Here is a 15,111-nt window from a genome sequence, read left to right as displayed (position 1 = left end):
CTCGGGGGCCTGCCGGTTTCGCGGGTAGCGCTTCGCTAAGCGCCGGTGGCCTCGGCCACTCCTTCGGCGAGTTCGGGGAGGTCGGGGATGCCGTCGGGTTCGGCGCTGAGGACGACGGTCTCGCCGCCGATCTCGGCCGTCCAGGTCTCGCCGGCGTTGGTTTCGTATGCGGCCCAGGTGATGCCGGCCGCCTCGACGGGGGTGCCGGTACCGGTCAGGGCCTCGTTCACGTCGGCGAGGGCGCCGTTGGTCTCGGCGAGCTGGAGGCCGTGGCCGTCGGGCGAGTAGTAGCCGGTGCGGAGCACGACGGTCTCGCCGTCGACGGCGAGGTCGGTGGAGATGGCCTTCCACTCCTCGCCGAGCTCGGGCTCGATCGCCGCGAGGCCGAGGCTCGCGGCGGTGGCGTGGTTCTCGGTGGTGTCGACGACGCTGACCTGCCGGTCCGAGGCGACCCACTGCCATCCGGCGTAGAACAGGCCGATCGGCACGAGCAGTACGGCCATCGACATCGCCATGTCGCGCATGCGCCGCTGCTTCGGGCGCGCGGGCGCCTCGCCCTCGGCGGGTGCCGCGGGACCGTCCGTGGCGTCGTTCTCGACGGTGTCGGCGGCGGCGCGCTCGGCTTCGACCTTCTCGGTGGACATGGCTCCATCCTGAACCCCCGCCCCGCCGTCCGGCGCACCGGCCCGCCCGGGCGTGGCGCAGGAAGCCCCGGACCGGGCGCTGCGCGCACCGCGAGCCGTCGCGTCCGTTATCCGGACGAGACCTCCCAGCAGGACGCGAATCCGACTTCCACGCCTTCGGGCACCTGCAATACCCTCTCCGCAGCGGCACCCGCCCCCGACCGGAAGGAGCCCCCGTTGATCCTCGTGGCAGGCGAGAACGTCATCGACCTCGTCCCCGCCCCCGGCGGCCAGCTCCGCCCGACCTGCGGCGGCGGCCCCGCGAACATCGCGGTCGCGCTCGCCCGGCGCGGCGTCCCGACCGCGCTCGTGGGCGCCGTCGGCGGCGACCACTTCGGCCGCCGGGTCTGGCGCCGCCATATCGCCGCGGGCGTCCGCCGCGACTGGATCCTCCGCACCGACCGCCCCTCGACCCTCGGTCTTGCGGTCGTGAGCGAGGACGGCAGCGCCGCGTACGACTACTGGACGGCAGGCACCGCCGACTTCGCCTGGGAGCACCGCGCCCTGCCCGCACCCGACCCGGCCGTGGTCGACCTCATCCACTTCGGGTCCCTCGCCGCGTACCTCGAGCCCTCGGCGCGGGCGATCGAGCATTGGATCAACCGCGCCCGCCGCGCGGTCCCGATCTCGTTCGACCCGAACATCCGCCTCAGCGCCATGGGCGACCGCGCGAAGGTCCTCGAACGCACCGAGCGCCTGGTCGGCCTCGCCACCCTCGTGCGCGTCTCCGAGCGCGACCTGGCGCAGCTCTACCCCGGCACCGCCGTGGACGAGATCGCCCGCAAATGGCTCGAGGCCGGGCCCGAGCTCGTGGTCGTGACCCTCGGCGACGCCGGTTCGGTCGCGTTCCACCGCAACCACGTCACGCAGATGACCGCCCCGGCCGTCGACCTGGTCGACTCGATCGGCGCGGGGGACGCGTTCACCTCGGGGCTCCTCGGCTGGCTCACCTCGGCCGGGTGGATGCGCCTCGACCGCCTCCCCGCCTGGGGCAACCGGAGCGTGGTCGCCGCGGCGCTGCGGTACGCGAGCCAGCTCGCCGCGCAGGCCTGCACCGTCCCGGGCGCGCCGTGACGCCTGTGGTCCACTGGGGCGAAACATGCCCGGAGTCGACATAAGATCGAAGGGTGTCTGCTCCTGAACTGCGGATCTGCATCGACGACGCCGACCTCGACGCGTCGCTCCGCCTCGACGTCCGCCGGGGCCTCACCTCGCACCCCAAGCACCTGCCGATGCGCCTGCACTACGACGGCCGCGGCTCGACCCTCTTCGCCGAGCTCACCCGCCAGCCCGAGTACTACCAGACCCGCAGTGAGCGGGCGGTCCTCCACGACCGCGCCCCCGAGATCGCGGCCGCGCTCGGCGGCGACCCGATCTCGGTGATCGAGCTCGGCGCGGGCCGCGCCGAGAAGATCCGGCCGCTGCTGAGCGCGCTCGCCGACGCGGGCCGGCTCGACGGGTTCTGGCCGTTCGACGTGGCCGAAGGCGAGGTGCGGGACGTGCTGCTCGAACTCGCCCCGGTCTACCCCGACGCGCACCTGGGCGGCATCGTCGGCGACTTCACCCGCCACCTCGCGCACCTGCCCGACCACCACGACACGCGCCTGGTCGCGTTCCTCGGCGGGACCTTCGGGAACTTCACCGGCATGGAGCGCAGCCAGTTCCTGCGCGACCTGCGCGAGTCCCTGCGCGCGGACGACTGGTTCCTCCTCGGCGCCGACCTCGTGAAGGACCCCGACGTGATCCTCGCGGCGTACAACGACGCGGCCGGGGTGACCGCCGAGTTCAACCGACACATCCTGTACGTCCTCAACCACCGCCTCGACGCCGACTTCGAGCCCGACAACTTCGAGCACATCGCCTTGTGGGACAGCGACACCGCCACCATCGACATGCGGCTGCGCGCGATGAAGCCGATGAAGGTGGACCTCGCGGCGCTCGGCATCGACCTGACGTTCTCCGTCGGCGAGGAGATCCACACCGGCATCTCCACCAAGTTCCTCCCCGGCGAACTCGAGAACCAGCTGCAGGCCACGGGGTTCGAGACGACCCGCTGCTGGACCGACGAGCGCGGGTACATGGGCGTGTTCCTCGCCCGCGCGATCTGACCGGCCGTCACGCGATCGCGCCTGCCCCCGGCCGGGCCGGATTACAGTGGGCGGCATGGGAGAGATCGTCCTCATCCGCCACGGCGAGACCACCTGGTCGGCGTCGGGGCAGCATACGTCCGTGACCGACCTCGACCTCACCGAGAACGGCGTGTCCCAGGCGAAAGCACTCGCGCCGCTGCTCGCCGGGCGCGAGTTCGCCGCGGTCTGGTCGAGCCCGCGCAAACGGGCGCTCATCACCGCCGACCTCGCCGGCCTCGACGTCACCGGCGTCATCCCGGACCTGGCCGAATGGGGCTACGGCGACTACGAGGGCCGCACCAGCGAGGAGATCGAGGCCGAGCGGCCGGGCTGGTCGCTGTGGACCGACGGCGGCAAGGGCGACGGCGGCGAGTCGGCCGAGGAGGTAGCGCTGCGCCTCGACCGGGCGCTCGCCGAGGCCGAACCGCTCCTGGATCGCGGCGACGTCGCGTTCGTCGCCCACGGCCACAGCCTCCGTGTGGCGGCGGCCCGCTGGCTCGGCCGCCCGGCCCGCGACGGCCGCGACTTCAAGATCGACACCGCCTCGATCGCGGCCCTCGGCTACGAGCACGGGCGCCACGCGATCACCTTGTGGAACCTCACCGCGGCGGCCGCGAACGGCGACGCCTGACCGTCAGGGCCGCCAGACGACGACCCCTGTGGACACTTCGCGCTCCGCGAACCGGCCGCCGGGCGACGCCTCCGCGAGCAGGTCCCGCAGCTCGATCTCGAAGGCGGGCAGCCGTTCCGCGAACAGATGCGGAGCGGAACTCGACAGCGAGAACACCGCCGAGACGATCGCGTCGGCGTCGCGGTCGAAGACGCGGCCGTCATCGACCTGCAGGCGCGTGACCTTGGTGTACCCGGCCTCGCGCATGATCGCCTCCTCACCGCCCGCGGTGCCGCCGGGCAGGAAGCCCTGTCCGGCGCGGCGGACCGGCCCCAGGTAGGCGGCGACGAGCGCACTGATCCGGTCCCACGGCGGGGCCGGGTGCGGCAGTGTCTCGGCGTCCTCCGCGCCCCGGTGGGTGGTCGCGCCGACGTGGATCCAGTACCCCGCCGGCTCGAGCAGGCCGCGGACGCGCCGGGCGACGCGCAGCCGGTCCATCCAGTGGAAGGACTGCGCGAACGCCACGACCTTGAAGCGGCCCAAGTCATCCGGCAGCTCCTCGGCCCGGTGCCGCCGCCACTCGACGTCCTCGAGCCCGGCCTCCTTCGCCCGGCGGGCCGCCTCGGCGAGCATCCCCGCATCCGGATCCACGCCCACAGTGGACGCGAAGAGCGGGGCGAGCATCAGCGTCAGCGAACCGGGCCCGCAGCCGACATCGAGAAGCCGCCCGGTCCCGTCCAGGCCCAGTGCGTCACGCACGGCCGCGGCGAGCGCGGCCGGGTACGGCATCCGGCCGACGCTGTAGTGGGCGGCGCTGCCGGCGAACAGGGTCTCGTCCCACTCCCAGTCGTCACTCATCGGCGCAGCATCCCCGATCGGCCCGCCGAACACCAGCGCTTTTCCCACCGCCCGCGGGATGCTGCTAGGATCCGGCATCCATGAACCCTCCCCTCGTCCTGATCCGCTCGATCCTGGTGCGCTTCCCGGCCCGCTTCTGGCTGTGGGCGTTCGCGGTCGCCATCGCCGTCGACCTCGCCGCGATCAGCCTCGGCGCGGACGCCCTCCGCTGGGCGAGCAAACCCGCTCTGACGCTCCTGCTCCTCGCCCACCTCATCGTCGCGACCCCGCCGGGCCTGCGCCCGGCCCGCCTCTTCGGCATGGGTCTGCTGCTGGCGTGCGCGGCCGACATCGCGCTGCTGTTCGACGGAACGCCCGCGTTCCTGACCGGCATGGGCCTGTTCGGGCTCATGCAGATCGTGTACCTCGCGGTCTTCGTCCGCTTGGGCGCCTTGCCGGTCCTGCGCCGACGGTGGATGGCTCCGGGCTGCTACCTGGCGTTCTGGTTGGGCGCCAACGTGGTCCTGTGGCCGCGCCTGGCGGCGCTGGCGGTCCCGGTCGCGGTGTACAGCCTGCTGCTGGTGGCCATGGCGGCCGCCGCGGCGGGCGTCAACCGGCTCGCGGCGGTCGGCGGGCTGCTGTTCGTCGTCTCGGACCTGTGCCTGGGCCTGGGCATGGCGGGGTTCGAGTTCCCGCTGCAGTCGCAGGCGGTGATGGCGACGTACGCGGCCGCGCAGGTCCTCCTCGTGCTCGGCGTCGTCAAGGCCCTGCCCGCCCCGGCCGCCGCATGACCGCGCTCGTCAACCTGGGCGCGGTCCTCGTGTTCGCGCTGCTCGTCTTCGCCGCGGTGGGGGCGGCGTTCCGGTTCGTGCTTCCTGCGGAGCCTCACCAGGGCAGGGAGGCCGAACCCCGGCGGGTCCGCTGGCGCCGCATGGCCGCCGACATCGTCGGTGTCGTGGCGCTGCTGGCGCTGCTGGACGCGGCGCTCGAAGTGCGGGCCGCGTTCGGCTCCCCGCTCGGCGACAGGGACGGGTTCACGGTCGAGGTGGTCGAGGTCGGCGAGTGCGAACGCGCCCCGCTCGGCTTCGGTATCGCCCGCAGGTGCGCGCTCACCGCGTACCGCTCGGACTCGCCGCCCGGGGCCGGTTCGATCGAGGTCGTCACGGGCGGGCCGCTGCGCCCGGGCGAGCTGGTCGCCCGGTATTCGTCTTCGGGCTGGACCGCCTGGCTGTTCCTGGGCTCGTCCGAGCCTCGCTGGTTTCCGGTGTCCGCTGAGGACCGGCCGAACCTGGATGGGGTCCCGGTCGCGGTGCTGGTCGGCGCGTCGCTCGGCATCGGGGCGCTCCGGCGGATGGCGGTAGGGCGCGCGCGAAACGGGCGGGACCCCGCCGGGGGCCTGAGCCGTTAGAGTCGGGTCACGGGACGCGTCTTGTGGGTGCTCGGCTTCGTGGTCGGCGGCTTCTTCATCTTCCGGGCCGTCATGGAGCTGCTCGTGGTCGACTTCGGCGACCCGTCGAGCTATGCGGCCGACTGGGGCGGGCCGAGCCACTTCGGGGTGCTTCTCGTCCACATGGACCGGGTGTGGTCTCGGCCGTGCTCCTCGTCCACGCCGCGAGGCGGGCTCGGAGGCGCCGCGCGCTGGACGCCTCCGAGGCCTGAGCTCAGTCGAGGTCGATCCTCGTGAGCCGCTGGGTGGCGCGGGTGAGGACCACGTAGGCGACGCCGGCGCCGTGCGAGGCGGCGACGGTTTCGAGGTCGACGGCGATGACGGCGTCCCATTCGAGGCCCTTGGACTCCAAGGGGCCGACGAGGGTGACGCGGCCGTCGTGGACGATGCCGGCGAGTTCCGCGTGGCGGTCGTAGGGCGCGATGATGCCGACGGTACCTTCGACGGCGTCGAGGGCTTCGACGACCGCGCCGGCGACTTCGGGCATGAGGGTGTCGGCGGCGACGGTCTTCTGGGCGACGCCGACGCCGGTCTCGCGCACGGCCTCGGGCAGGTCGATGTTGCGCAGGCGCGGCTTGGCCCATTCGGCGGCGTACTCGAAGACCTCTTTGGAGTTCCGGTAGTTCTTCGTCAGGTGGAACTCGTGGAGGCGGCCGCTGGGGACGGCGCGGCGGCGGGCGTCGGCGCTCTCCCTCGGGCGCGGCCAGCTCGACTGGGCCTCGTCGCCGACGATGGTCCAGCCGGCGCCGCGGCCGCGGCGGCCGAGCATGCGCCACTGCATGGGCGAGAGGTCCTGTGCCTCGTCGACGATGACGTGCGCGTAGTCCTCGTAGAACGCGTCGCGGGCCTGCCGTTCGGGCCGGTCGTAGTAGCGGTCCTGGACGGTGGAGACCTCTTGGATGCCGTCCCAGGAGCGGATGCGGTCCCGGTTGCGCGGCTGCGGCTTCACGCCGAGGAGGATGCGCAGCTCGTCGAGGAGCGCCACGTCGGGGATCGAGAAGTCGGTCTCGCGCAGGGAGGCCGAGACGGCTTCGATGGCCTCCTTCTTGAGGTGGCCTTCGGCGGCGGACGCGAGGCGGCGGGCGTCGCCGGCCCAGCCGAGCACGTCGGCGGGGTCGAGGTCGGGCCACCAGTGGTCGAGGAAGGTGAGGAACTCGCCGCGCGAGCCCACGTCCCGCGAGAACTTCGCGGGCTCGGCGTCTTCGATGACCGGTTTGATCTTGCGCCACAAGGCGACGAGGAGGGCGCGGCCGGCCTCGGTCTTGGCGAGGTTGGGGCGCGGCTCCTTCTCGAAGACGCGGGCGCGGGCGGCGGCGAGCTCGGCGGCGTCGAGTTTGAACACGTCGCCGCGGTAGACGATCCGCAGCTCGCTCGGGGCGCCCGGCGGGGTCTGGCGGACGAGGCGGCGCAGGATCGGCAGCATCACGGTGCCGCCCTTGACGGCCGCGACCTCGGGCCGGTCCTGGCGGGTGGCCTCGACTCCGGCGTACAGCTCGCCGAGGGAGTAGAGGGCGGCGGTCTCCTCGCCGAGGCTGGGGAGGACGCGCCCGATGTACTTCATGAACACGGCCGAGGGGCCGACGACGAGGATGCCCGCGGCCTCGTAGCGGCTGCGGTCCTGGTAGAGCAGGAACGCGGCGCGGTGGAGGGCGACGACGGTCTTGCCGGTGCCGGGGCCGCCGGTGATGATCGTGGCGCCGCGGCCGGGGGCGCGGATCGCGGCGTCCTGCTCGGCCTGGATGGTGGCGACGATGTCGCGCATCCGCCCGGTCCGCTTGCGGCCCAAGGCGGCCATGAGCGCGCCGTCGCCGATCACGGGGAGGCGGTCGGCGGCGTCCTCATTGAGCAGGTCGTCGCTGATCTCCTCGACGCTGCGGCCGAAGGAGCGGATGACGCGGCGGCGCGCGACCTCCTGCCGGTCGACGGCCGTGGCGCGGTAGAACGGCGCGGCGGCGGGGGCGCGCCAGTCCACGAGGAGGGTGCGGTACTCCTCGTCGCGCACGCCGAGGCGGCCGACGTGGCGGACCTTGCCGTCGTCGAAGTCGAGGCGGCCGAAGACCAGGCCCTCGTGCTGGGAGTCGAGGTCGGCGATGCGGCGGGCGGCCTGGTACACGAACACGTCGCGCTCGTAGCGGGCGCCGGGCACGGTCGCGGCGAGGTGGGCGTAGCCGGTGTCGCGGTTGCCTTCGGCCTCACCGCGGAGCACGTCGACGCGCGCGTACACGCGGTCGACGAAGCCCTGCTCGATCGCGATCTCCTGCTCCGGCGTGCTGGACGGGTCGGGGGCGGGGACGGCGTGGGTCGTGTCGACGTCCTGCTCGACGGCATCCGGTCGTGCGGCTCTGGCGGGGCCTGGTTCCTGGGACACTGCGCTCCTCGCTCGAATTCGGGAACGCACCAGCCTAGCGCGTCGCGGCGACACCCGTCCGCCGATCATGGACTAGCGAGGGCTCGCACACGCTCTACGGTCGGGCGGGCCAGACGCGGTACATCCACGAGTAGTCGTCGTCGATCTCGTCGAACCCGAACTGGCGGTAGAGGCCCTGGGCGTCGCCGGTGGCGAGGAGGACCCGCTTGAGGCCCAGCCGCTCGGCCTCGTCCACGATGTGGGCGATGAGCCGCTTGCTGATCCCCTGCCCGCGCACCTCGCGGTCGACGTACACGTCGGAGAGCCACCCGAAGTAGGCGTGGTCGGTGACGAGCCGCCCGAACGCGACCTGGCGGCCGTCCGCCGCGTACACCCCGTACGGCAGCGAGTGGTCGATGGCGAGGTCGCTGCGCTCGCGGGTGCGGCCGACGGCCCAGTACGTGTCGGTGGAGATGACCTTGTGGATCCACTCGCGGTCGAGGCGGTCGGGGTCCGAGGAGATCGTGTACTCGTCGCTCATCGCCCCAACCTATGCCCGCGGTTCAGGCCGCGCCAGTCGAAATCCGGCGGCTCCCCCTGCGGCGCAGATAGATCTCGATGAACAGCAGGTTGAGGACGATCGAGCCGACGATCGCGGCGGTGTACGCGGTGCCGAAGAGCACGTCGAAGTCGCCGCCGTAGAACCCGTCGAGCAGCGGCAGCTGCACGGGCGATGAGGAACGGGAGGTGGATCGGGACGTTCTCGCGGATGTCGACGCGCGGCTCCATGCCGGGGACGAGGTAGGCCGGCACGGCTTGACGACGCCCCCGACGACAAGCGCATCGAGACGGCGCTGGCGATCGTGCGCCGCCGCGGCTGGGACCGGGCGCCCCACGAGCACGGCTACATCCGGGCGCTCGCCGACGTCGTCGCCCGCCTCGAGTTCTTCGGCATCAGCGACCGCGCCGAGCTCGAGGACCGCTACGCCCGCGCGGCCGAGCAGGTCGCCGAGGCCGACATCCGCCTCCTCATGCGCCGCGGCGACCGCGACGAGATTCTCGAGACGATGGTCGTCGGCACCCTCCTCGGCGACGCCCTCTTCGAGATCCTCCGCCGCCTCGCGCAAGTCGAGGTCTCCGGCCGCGAATTCAAAGGCCCCGAGGCGAAGCCATCGGGACGCGACGAGTGCTGATCCACTGAGGACGGCAGCGGAAAGCCGCTCCCGCCTGCGACGACGCCATACATGCGAAGATGGCAATGTCTGCAATTGTCGGGTTTCGGACTGACCAAGTCGAATGGGCGGTTCTACGCTGTTTCCACGTACCCCGGTGGCGCGGCGGCAGAGATCAAGCCTGCTCGACCAGAGACTTTGCCGCCATCACCAGGAGGCCGTCCGACGAAGTGGGGTAGTCGAGACGGCCCGGCGGCGGGGCTCCAACTACCTGGCCTGGAGCCCCGCCGTCCCCATGCCCCGATTCCGCGAAGCGCGGCGGGCTCCGAGCCCGGGTGGGCGGGAGGCTCGCGGGTTTCTACGATGGGGGTCGGACGTCCGCTACGTGAGGAGTGCGATTCCTTTGGCCCTCAACTCGAACATGGTGGCGCTGGGTACGGCCGCGCCCGATTTCTCGCTGCCGGACCTCGACGGGGCGGTGCGGTCGCTCGCGGGGTTCGACGCGCCGATGCTGCTGGTCGCGTTCCTGTGCAACCACTGCCCGTACGTGCGCCACATCGAGCAGGTCTTCGGGTCCTTCGCGGCCGGGCAGGCGGACCTCGACGTGGTGGCCGTCTGCTCGAACGACGCCGAGAACTACCCCGACGACGCCCCGGCGGGCCTCGCCGACCAGGTGGCGCGCGCGAACTGGACGTTTCCGTACCTCGTGGACGAGTCGCAGGAGGTCGCGCGCGCCTACAACGCGGCCTGCACCCCCGACTTCTTCCTCTACGGCCCCGACCGCGCGCTCGCCTACCGCGGCGCGTTCGACGGGTCGACCCCCGGCAACGGCGTGCCCGTCACCGGGGAGTACCTCGCGGGCGCGATCGAGCTGGTGCGCCGCGGCGAGCCCGTGCCCGAGCCGCACTACCCGTCGACCGGCTGCGGCATCAAGTGGCGTTAGACCAGGGTGCCTTCGCGGGCCACGACGCGTCCGCGCTTGACGACGAGCGTGCGCGCCGGGTGCTCGAGCACGGCCTCTGACGCGTTGCGGCCCTTGACGGCGACGAGGTCGGCGGTGTCGCCCACAGCGAGGCCGTAGCCTTCGATCTTGAGCAGCCGCGCGCCGCCGAACGTGGCGGCCTCGAGCGCGAGCTCGATGTCCTCGTCCTTGCTGAACCCGGCGTTGCGCGCGAACCACTGCGTGCGCTGCAGGTTGTCGCCGTTGCCGTACGGGCTCCAGAGGTCGCGCACGCCGTCCTGCCCGATGCCCATCGCGACGCCCGCTTCGGCGAGCTCGCGCAGCGGCAGGATCTTCTTGGGCGCCACCGAGGTCAAGCCGATCCTGAGTTCGGCGAGCGCGGCGATGAGCCGGGCGCGGGTGGCGTCGTCGGCGTCGCACAGCGCGAACCCGTGGCTGATGACGACCTTGCCGGCGTAGCCGAGCGCGCGGGTGCGCTCGATGATCATGTCGAACTCGCGGGCGCCGAGGTCGCCGCCGTCGTGCAGGTGGATGTCGATCTCCGCGCCGTGCTTCTCGGCGAGCGCGAAGACGAGGTCGAGGTGGCGTTCGGCGTCGCCGTCGAAGCCCTCGGGGTCGATGCCGCCGATGGACTTGACGCCCGCGGCGAGGGCCTCGTCCATGAGCTCGGCCGTGCCGGGGCTGGCGAGGATGCCGGTCTGCGGGAAGGCCACGAGCTCGACGTCGATGCGCCCGGCGAGGCGCTCGACCGCTTCGCGCACGGCGTGGACGGCGCTGATGCCGATCCCCGGGTCGATGTCCACATGCGAGCGGGCGTGGGTGGTGCCGGAGGCGACCATGTTCGACAGCAGCGCGGTGATGCAGTCGGCGTTCGGGATGCCGAACTCGGCGCGCCGCTCGGCGCCGTAGGCGATCGCGGCGGCCAGGCCGGGGCCGGCCGTGCGGGGCACCCACGGGCCGCCCCAGAGGGTCTTGTCGACGTGGGCATGGGCGTCGACGAGGCCGGGGATCACGACGGCGCCGCCGAGGTCCTCGACCGCCGCCCCGCCCGCGGGGAGCGAGTCGGCGATGGCGGCGATCCTCCCGTCCTCGACGAGGAGGTCGGTGCGTCCCTCGCGGCCCCAGAGTCGGGCGTCGCGCAGCAGCAGGTCGGTCATGTGCAGATCCTCTCGCCTCGGCACGGCGGACGCGACGGCACCGACGCCCGCGTGAGCTGCTCCACCGCGGGGCCTACTGCGCGCCCGCTACTTCCAAAGCTGGTGGAGTGCGATCTCCAGCTCGCCGAGCATGTTGCGCAGCAAGGGCATCGAGAGGCCGATGACCGTGCCCGGGTCGCCGTCGATGCGGTCGATGAAGGCCGAGCCGTAGCCGTCGAGCGTGAACGAGCCCGCCACGTGCAGCGGCTCCCCCGTCGCCACATACGCGGCGATCTCTTCATCGGAGACCTCGGCGAAGTGCACCTCGGTCCCCGAAGCGCGCACGATCTTGCGGTCCGCCTCGGTGTCGATGAGGCAGTGCCCGGTGTACAGCGTCCCCGAGCGCCCGCGCATCCGCTTCCACCGCGAGGTCGCCTCGTCCGGGCCGCCCGGCTTGCCGAGGATCTCGTGCCCGAAGTGCAGCACCGAATCGCAGCCGAGCACCAGCGCGCCCGGCGAGACCAGGTCGAGCACCGCGGTCGCCTTCAGTTCGGCGAGGGTGGACGCCAGCATCGCCGGGTCCTCCCCCATCACCTGCGACTCGTCGACGCCCGAGACGATCACGAGCGGTTCGATCCCGGCCGCCTTCAGCAGCTCGCGGCGCGCCGGCGACTGCGACGCCAGCACGAACGTCCGGCTCAACGGTCCATGCCCCTGCGGGCGGGGACGGCGGTGTCGCGCCAGGACCGGCGCACCCGCAGCTTCAGGCCCGGGTTCGACCACGCGGCCTTGCGGGCCGGGGCCTCGGACTCCTCCACCGGCCGCGGCAGGGCCGTGATCAGCCCGACCAGGGCGGCCAGCTCCTCGTCGCTGGGGTTGCCGCGGACGACCTTGAGTTCCAGACTCATCGAGCGCTACTCCTCGCCTGTCCCGTTGTCACTGCCGGATGCATCAGTCTTCGATGTCGAATTCGCGGTGCACCCGCTCCCAGAACCCGTCGCGGACCCAGATCCGCGCTTCGGGGTGGTCGCGTAGAGAGTAACCGAGTTCCTTCTCCGCTTCCACCAGCAGCTCCTTGTCGATGACGGTGGGCAGCTGCGGGCCAGGGAGCAGGTCCGCGATGTTGTCCGCGCCCCTGGTCAGGAGCCACTTGTGGCCCACGTACTCGCCGATCTGCCGCACCGTCTCGGGGTCGAGCTTCTCGCCGGTCTGGGTGGTGCGCACGAACTTCGGGCGGGCCGACTCGGCCTGCGCCAGCGCCTCGGCGGCGTTCATGGTCACGGCCACGGACTGCCGCTGCCCGAAGACGGCGGCGGGGCTGGGCACGCGCGGTTCGGGCTGCGTCATCGGCGCGCCGACCATGCTGTACGTGGCGGCCGCGGCGGTGCCGCTCTTGGTGAAGTAGGCGCGCAGGTCCTCGGCTTCGATGGTGGCGACGGTGTCGGACTCCCACACCAGGCGCTCGGCCTGGTTGGTGCCGTACGGCGGCTCGACGCCCCAGAGGTGGACGCGCACGCCGTAGGCCTGGGCGACCTCGACGGCGGGGACCATGTCCTCGTCGCCGGCGAGGAGGATGGCCTCGTGGACGGCGTGGTGGCGGGCGAGCAGTTCCAGGTCGGAGCGGATCTGGGCGTCGACGCCCTTCTGCTGGCCGCGCGAGTTGAGGTTCCCGAGGCGGACTTTGACGAACTCCATGTTGGCGATGACGCGCTGGTCGACCGTGGGTACGCGGTCGCGGGCGGCGTCGAACCAGTACAGGCGCAGCAGTTCGCCGTCGGAGAGGTGGTGGGCGGCCCGTTCGATGAGGGATTTGATCAGCTTCTCGGCGTCGACGCGGTAGTCGCGGCGGGAGGTGGCGTCGAGCAGGAGCTCCGCGGCCGCCGCGTAGAGGTAGCCGACGTCGATCAATATGGCGTACCGCCGGGACGGCAGCCCTGGCAGCATCCCTCCGATAGGTGTCATGGCCCACTCCCAACGTCGGGCGGGACGAATTGTCCCGCTTCCCCCAGCTGTATAAGACGGTACCCGGATCGGACTCCAGGGATGGGAGTGGTGCGCGTCGCTTCGCGTGGCAACGCGGTTTGTCCTGTTGGCGGGCGGGTCGGCGCGGCGGACGCGTGGGGCCCTCACCGGATCGAGTGAGAGGAAACGGGAAAGGGCGGCGAAGGGTCGCCCCCTCGCCGCCCTCGCGGCACCGCTTAGAGCGGGATGTTGCCGTGCTTCTTGGCGGGCAGCTCGTCGCGCTTCGAGGCGTTCATGCGCAGGCCGCGCACGAGCATGGCGCGGGTCTCGCGCGGCTGGATGACCGCGTCGATGTAGCCGAGCTCGGCCGCGACGTACGGGTTGTTCAGCTTCTCTTCGTACTCGGCCATGAGCTCGGCGCGCTTGGCCTGCTCGTCGTCGGCCTTCGCCAGCTCGCGGCGGTAGAGGATGTTGACCGCGCCCTGCGAGCCCATGACCGCGATCTCCGCGGTCGGCCACGCCAGGTTGAGGTCGGCGCCCACGCCCTTGGAGCCCATGACGCAGTACGCGCCGCCGTAGTCCTTGCGGGTCACGACGGTGAGCTTGGGGACGGTGGCCTCGGCGTACGCGTAGATGAGCTTCGCGCCGCGGCGGATGATCCCGTCGTGCTCCTGCGAGGTGCCGGGCAGGAAGCCCGGGACGTCCACGAAGGAGATGATCGGGATGTTGAAGGCGTCGCAGAAGCGGATGAACCGCGCGGCCTTCTCCGAGGCGTCGATGTCGAGGCAGCCCGCGAAGTGCATGGGCTGGTTGGCGACGACGCCGACGGGCTTGCCGTCGAGGCGGCCGAAGCCGGTGATGATGTTCTTCGCGAACAGCGCCTGGGTCTCGAGGAACTCGCCGTCGTCGAGGACGGACTCGAGGACCTTGTGCATGTCGTACGGCTGGTTCGCCGAGTCGGGGATGACGGTGTCGAGCTCGAGGTCGGTGGCGGTGACGTCGAGTTCGAAGTCCTTGGACTCGTAGGCGGGCGGCTCGTCGAGGTTGTTCGACGGCAGATACGACAGCAGGTGCTTGACGTACTCGAGCGCGTCCGTCTCGTCCGAGGCGAGGTAGTGGGCGTTGCCCGCGACCGCGTTGTGGGTGCGCGCGCCGCCGAGCTCCTCCATGCCGACGTCCTCGCCGGTCACCGCGCGGACGACGTCGGGGCCGGTGATGAACATGTGGCTGGTCTGGTCGACCATGATCGTGAAGTCGGTGATCGCCGGGGAGTACACCGCGCCGCCCGCGCAGGGGCCCATGATGAGCGAGATCTGCGGGATGACGCCGGAGGCGCGCACGTTGCGGAAGAAGATCTCGGAGTAGCCGCCGAGGGACGCCACGCCCTCCTGGATGCGGGCGCCGCCGGAGTCGGAGATGCCGATGATCGGGCGGCCGGTGCGCAGCGCCAGGTCCTGGATCTTCGTGATCTTCTCGCCCGAGACCTGCCCGAGGGAGCCGCCGAGGACGGTGAAGTCCTGCGCGAACACGCAGACCTCGCGGCCCTCGATGGTGCCGTAGCCGGTGACGACGCCGTCGCCGTAGGGCCGGTTCGCCTCCATGCCGAAGTTGGTGGAGTGGTGGCGGCGCAGGGAGTCCAGCTCGACGAACGACCCCTCGTCGAGCAGCTGCTCAAGGCGTTCGCGGGCGGTGCGCTTGCCCTTCTCGTGCTGCTTCTCGATCGCCCGGGGGTTCCCGGTGGCCGCTTCGGAGAGGCGCTCGGCCAGGTCGGTGAGCCGCCCGGCGGTCGTGTGGAAGTCGATGTCGGTCACGACTCGGATCGTATCG

At 71.9% G+C, this 15,111-nt stretch carries 18 protein-coding genes; 8 read left to right on the top strand and 10 right to left on the bottom strand.

Features of this window, described 5'->3' with window-relative positions; genetic code table 11:
• Positions 1-35 precede the first annotated feature (35 nt).
• Positions 36-644: a DUF4245 family protein gene (locus J5V16_RS23410; RefSeq protein ID WP_208499720.1), complete on the bottom strand. Its 609-nt coding sequence runs from the start codon at positions 642-644 to the stop codon at positions 36-38.
• Positions 645-869: 225 nt separating this feature from the next.
• Here J5V16_RS23410 and J5V16_RS23405 point away from each other — a divergent pair, with 225 nt between their 5' ends.
• The 3 genes from J5V16_RS23405 to J5V16_RS23395 are packed head-to-tail and all read left to right on the top strand — an operon-like array spanning position 870 to position 3,443.
• Positions 870-1,757 carry a carbohydrate kinase family protein gene (locus J5V16_RS23405; RefSeq protein WP_307793055.1) on the top strand — a complete coding sequence of 296 codons (888 nt, stop codon included), beginning with the start codon at positions 870-872 and terminating at the stop codon, positions 1,755-1,757.
• Positions 1,758-1,810: 53 nt separating this feature from the next.
• Positions 1,811-2,791 carry an L-histidine N(alpha)-methyltransferase gene (gene egtD, locus J5V16_RS23400; RefSeq protein ID WP_208499716.1) on the top strand — a complete coding sequence of 327 codons (981 nt, stop codon included), beginning with the start codon at positions 1,811-1,813 and terminating at the stop codon, positions 2,789-2,791.
• Between the two features lie 55 nt (positions 2,792-2,846).
• Positions 2,847-3,443 carry a histidine phosphatase family protein gene (locus tag J5V16_RS23395; protein WP_208499714.1) on the top strand — a complete coding sequence of 199 codons (597 nt, stop codon included), beginning with the start codon at positions 2,847-2,849 and terminating at the stop codon, positions 3,441-3,443.
• A 3-nt stretch (positions 3,444-3,446) separates the two neighbouring features.
• On the opposite strand, the gene J5V16_RS23390 is transcribed toward J5V16_RS23395, so the two are convergent.
• Positions 3,447-4,280 carry a class I SAM-dependent methyltransferase gene (locus tag J5V16_RS23390; RefSeq protein WP_208499712.1) on the bottom strand — a complete coding sequence of 278 codons (834 nt, stop codon included), beginning with the start codon at positions 4,278-4,280 and terminating at the stop codon, positions 3,447-3,449.
• Between the two features lie 80 nt (positions 4,281-4,360).
• Here J5V16_RS23390 and J5V16_RS23385 point away from each other — a divergent pair, with 80 nt between their 5' ends.
• Genes J5V16_RS23385 through J5V16_RS23375 form a run of 3 tightly spaced genes read left to right on the top strand, consistent with a single transcriptional unit; the run spans position 4,361 to position 5,943 of the window.
• The gene (locus J5V16_RS23385; RefSeq protein WP_208499710.1) at positions 4,361-5,050 is read left to right on the top strand and encodes a lysoplasmalogenase; all 690 of its coding nucleotides are present in this window, start codon (positions 4,361-4,363) and stop codon (positions 5,048-5,050) included.
• The gene (locus J5V16_RS23380) at positions 5,047-5,667 is read left to right on the top strand and encodes a hypothetical protein (RefSeq protein ID WP_208499708.1); all 621 of its coding nucleotides are present in this window, start codon (positions 5,047-5,049) and stop codon (positions 5,665-5,667) included. The genes J5V16_RS23385 and J5V16_RS23380 overlap by 4 nt, the downstream gene beginning before the upstream one ends.
• Positions 5,668-5,694: 27 nt before the next feature.
• Positions 5,695-5,943, top strand: a complete 249-nt coding sequence (locus J5V16_RS23375; RefSeq protein WP_208499706.1) for a hypothetical protein — start codon at positions 5,695-5,697, stop codon at positions 5,941-5,943.
• Here J5V16_RS23375 and J5V16_RS23370 read toward each other — a convergent pair.
• The 3 genes from J5V16_RS23370 to J5V16_RS23360 form a co-directional block, all read right to left on the bottom strand.
• The gene (locus J5V16_RS23370) at positions 5,921-8,074 is read right to left on the bottom strand and encodes a HelD family protein (protein WP_208499704.1); all 2,154 of its coding nucleotides are present in this window, start codon (positions 8,072-8,074) and stop codon (positions 5,921-5,923) included. The two genes, J5V16_RS23375 and J5V16_RS23370, sit on opposite strands and share 23 nt — an antisense overlap.
• 94 nt (positions 8,075-8,168) lie before the next feature.
• Positions 8,169-8,594 (bottom strand): GNAT family N-acetyltransferase, encoded by a 426-nt coding sequence (locus J5V16_RS23365; protein ID WP_208499702.1) that lies wholly within the window; start codon positions 8,592-8,594, stop codon positions 8,169-8,171.
• 22 nt (positions 8,595-8,616) lie between these two features.
• Positions 8,617-8,781, bottom strand: coding sequence for a hypothetical protein (locus tag J5V16_RS23360; RefSeq protein WP_208499700.1), 165 nt, complete (start codon positions 8,779-8,781; stop codon positions 8,617-8,619).
• Positions 8,782-8,916: 135 nt separating this feature from the next.
• On the opposite strand from J5V16_RS23360, the gene J5V16_RS23355 reads away from it, so the two are divergent.
• A complete protein-coding gene (locus tag J5V16_RS23355) occupies positions 8,917-9,246 on the top strand; it encodes a hypothetical protein (RefSeq protein ID WP_208499699.1) in 330 nt (109 codons plus the stop codon).
• Between the two features lie 382 nt (positions 9,247-9,628).
• Entirely contained in the window at positions 9,629-10,168 is a 540-nt protein-coding gene (locus tag J5V16_RS23350) for a thioredoxin family protein (RefSeq protein ID WP_208499697.1), read from the top strand.
• On the opposite strand, the gene J5V16_RS23345 is transcribed toward J5V16_RS23350, so the two are convergent.
• The 5 genes from J5V16_RS23345 to J5V16_RS23325 form a co-directional block, all read right to left on the bottom strand.
• A complete protein-coding gene (locus J5V16_RS23345) occupies positions 10,165-11,343 on the bottom strand; it encodes an amidohydrolase (protein ID WP_208499694.1) in 1,179 nt (392 codons plus the stop codon). The genes J5V16_RS23350 and J5V16_RS23345 overlap by 4 nt on opposite strands.
• Before the next feature lie 87 nt (positions 11,344-11,430).
• Complete coding sequence (locus J5V16_RS23340) at positions 11,431-12,024, bottom strand: Maf family protein (protein WP_208499691.1); 594 nt, start codon at positions 12,022-12,024, stop codon at positions 11,431-11,433.
• Positions 12,021-12,230 (bottom strand): acyl-CoA carboxylase subunit epsilon, encoded by a 210-nt coding sequence (locus J5V16_RS23335; protein WP_208499688.1) that lies wholly within the window; start codon positions 12,228-12,230, stop codon positions 12,021-12,023. Before J5V16_RS23335 ends, J5V16_RS23340 begins: the two co-directional genes overlap by 4 nt.
• Before the next feature lie 43 nt (positions 12,231-12,273).
• Positions 12,274-13,284 (bottom strand): NYN domain-containing protein, encoded by a 1,011-nt coding sequence (locus J5V16_RS23330; protein WP_208499685.1) that lies wholly within the window; start codon positions 13,282-13,284, stop codon positions 12,274-12,276.
• A gap of 236 nt (positions 13,285-13,520) precedes the next feature.
• The gene (locus tag J5V16_RS23325) at positions 13,521-15,104 is read right to left on the bottom strand and encodes an acyl-CoA carboxylase subunit beta (RefSeq protein WP_408612516.1); all 1,584 of its coding nucleotides are present in this window, start codon (positions 15,102-15,104) and stop codon (positions 13,521-13,523) included.
• Positions 15,105-15,111: the final 7 nt, after the last annotated feature.

The sequence above is a fragment of the Glycomyces niveus genome (assembly GCF_017592475.1).
Classification (GTDB): Bacteria; Actinomycetota; Actinomycetes; order Mycobacteriales; family Micromonosporaceae; genus Glycomyces; species Glycomyces niveus.
The sequence above is the reverse complement of the archived record's forward strand: the minus strand, read 5'-3'. Positions and strand labels throughout refer to the sequence as shown.